Annotated in this window: 3 protein-coding genes and 1 pseudogene; 2 read left to right on the plus strand and 2 right to left on the minus strand. The window is 38.6% G+C overall.

Annotated features, from left to right (window positions below; all coding sequences use genetic code 11):
• A pseudogene (locus DPX34_RS22180) lies at window positions 1-289 on the plus strand (IS110 family transposase); the annotation flags it as partial.
• 39 nt (window positions 290-328) lie between these two features.
• Here the strand turns inward: DPX34_RS22180 and DPX34_RS21505 are convergent.
• The gene (locus tag DPX34_RS21505) at window positions 329-595 is read right to left on the minus strand and encodes a hypothetical protein (protein WP_111980448.1); all 267 of its coding nucleotides are present in this window, start codon (window positions 593-595) and stop codon (window positions 329-331) included.
• A 125-nt stretch (window positions 596-720) separates the two neighbouring features.
• Window positions 721-1,209: a hypothetical protein gene (locus DPX34_RS21510; RefSeq protein WP_111980449.1), complete on the minus strand. Its 489-nt coding sequence runs from the start codon at window positions 1,207-1,209 to the stop codon at window positions 721-723.
• 354 nt (window positions 1,210-1,563) lie between these two features.
• Here DPX34_RS21510 and DPX34_RS21515 point away from each other — a divergent pair.
• Window positions 1,564-2,064, plus strand: a 501-nt coding sequence (locus tag DPX34_RS21515) for an IS110 family transposase (protein WP_157964591.1), incomplete at its 3' end; no start/stop codon positions are given.

A 2,064-nucleotide genomic window follows, 5' to 3' on the forward strand; every position in this document is an offset into this window, starting at 1 on the left:
AGAGTGGATACATTGGCGATACTCATGCACAACATTTTTACGGCAAACATTTGTTGAATGGGCAGGTCAATCGGTGCGATATTCGTTTTGGGCTAAAGCTTATTATCAACAGCAAGCAGCGAAAGGAAAACCGCATAATACCATCATCAGAGCGTTGGCATTTAAGTGGATCAGGATATTGTTTCGGTGCTGGAAAACCAGCACAGCATATGATGAATCAACCTATCTAGAAGCCTTGAAAAGTAAGGGTTCACCGCTCTTAAAATATGCGGTAGAAAGTAAAACTTAATGCTTGCTGTCCACCTCAGGGCGTGTTGTTAGGTATACGTTAATCACCGTACTCAGATAAGTAAAGTTTTATACCAAGTTGTCCCATTATTGCCATAGCTTGAGGCGACAAAATAGCACCTCCACCACAAGCATTTTCTCTTACGCTAAAACCTATATCCACAATATAATTTGAAGGTAAAAGATTTAACGGATTTTCAATTAACCATGACTCTAGCGCTTTAATTTGTGGGGGAAGATCCCAAACACCTTTTTCTAAGCGAATAATATCTTCTGTAGAATTTTCTAACTTGATATGAATTGGCACCTATCTTCCTTGTATACCTAACGCCCCAATAAGGGGCTGATTATAGCTTGCTAAAATGTGTAGCGAAGCGGAACCGAGCAAGCTGTTAGCAGTCCCGTCTTAATTGGCTTGTTAGCTATACTTTGCTACCAAACCTTCCACCAAGGTTTTTGTATACCAGGGTGAGTTATTGTTAATAGTTGAGGTTCACTTTTATTCCCAGAACGAGATACAGCAATAATCTGAACCGTGATATTTATGGGTTCTTGTTCTTCATAGCTCCCATCTAACCAAAGAAAGCTAAATAGCTTTTCATTTTCCATAAACTTCGATGGTACGACAGGAGATTCGTAAAAAAGCTGATCTTCAAATTTACCTTCAACGATTTTAAAAATATAACCTTGTTCATGCGAAGGTAAAGTCTCAAGTTTTAAATTGATAAAACCTGCATCAGAACATGAGCCATGATTTCCATCATCTGTTCCTCTGTGAATTGAATCAACTTTAAAAGTTGGTGAAGTAACTTCATCTGAAGAATTCTCAGATATTACGAAAACATCAAACGCTGGAGCAAAGGAACATGCTGCAGCCTCAAAAGCTAGGATATTTAATAACAATAATAGAAAACGACTCATAACTTCCTTGTATAGCTAACGCCCCAATAAGGGGCTAAAAATTGTTTGCTAAAATGTGTAGCGAAGCGAAACCGAGCAAACTGTTTTTAGTCCTGCTTGATTGGCTTATAGTTGCTCCGTTCCATTAATTAATCAGTTTACCTAACTTATTAATAGGTGGAATATGCTTCTGTTGCTTACGAATATTTGAGCGAAAACATTCGATGCTTATAACAAGACTTTCGGAGCAACAGAAGTCACTTGTTTCAATACGCATACTCAGGGATTGCCGTCTATATCGACTATCTATAAGACCTGCGAGAAACAATACCACTGCCATATTCCATGGTTAACTTTACGCTTTGGAGGTCAAAAATGAAAGTTTTTAATCCTACTGATTTTGCCGCCCTTATCGCTATCGATTGGGCAGATCGTAAACACGACGTTTGTGAACTCGAACAGAAAAGCGACAAACCCATTTTTACCGTTATTTCCTCAAAACCAGAAGCTATTAATGCTTGGGCGAATACTTTAAAACAAAAATATAATGGTCAACCCGTTGCTGTCGCTTGTGAATTAAAAAAAGGCCCTTTAATTTATGCGCTCAGTAAATTTCAGCATATCGTATTGTTTACTATAAACCCCTCTACCGTAGCAAAATACCGAAAGGCATTTACACTCAGTGGGGCTAAAGACGATCCAACAGACGCGGCTATCCAATTAGAAATATTACAGCAGCATATGCCTAAATTGAGCGTCATTACACCCGATACCGAAAGTGTCAGGTCGCTTGCCCAACTGGTTGAATATCGTCGTAAACTCGTGCAAGACCGTGTAGATTTAACAAATAAAATCACCACAACGTTGAAGAATTAT

Source organism: Algibacillus agarilyticus, assembly GCF_003286125.1.
GTDB classification, from domain to species: domain Bacteria; phylum Pseudomonadota; class Gammaproteobacteria; order Enterobacterales; family Alteromonadaceae; genus Algibacillus; species Algibacillus agarilyticus.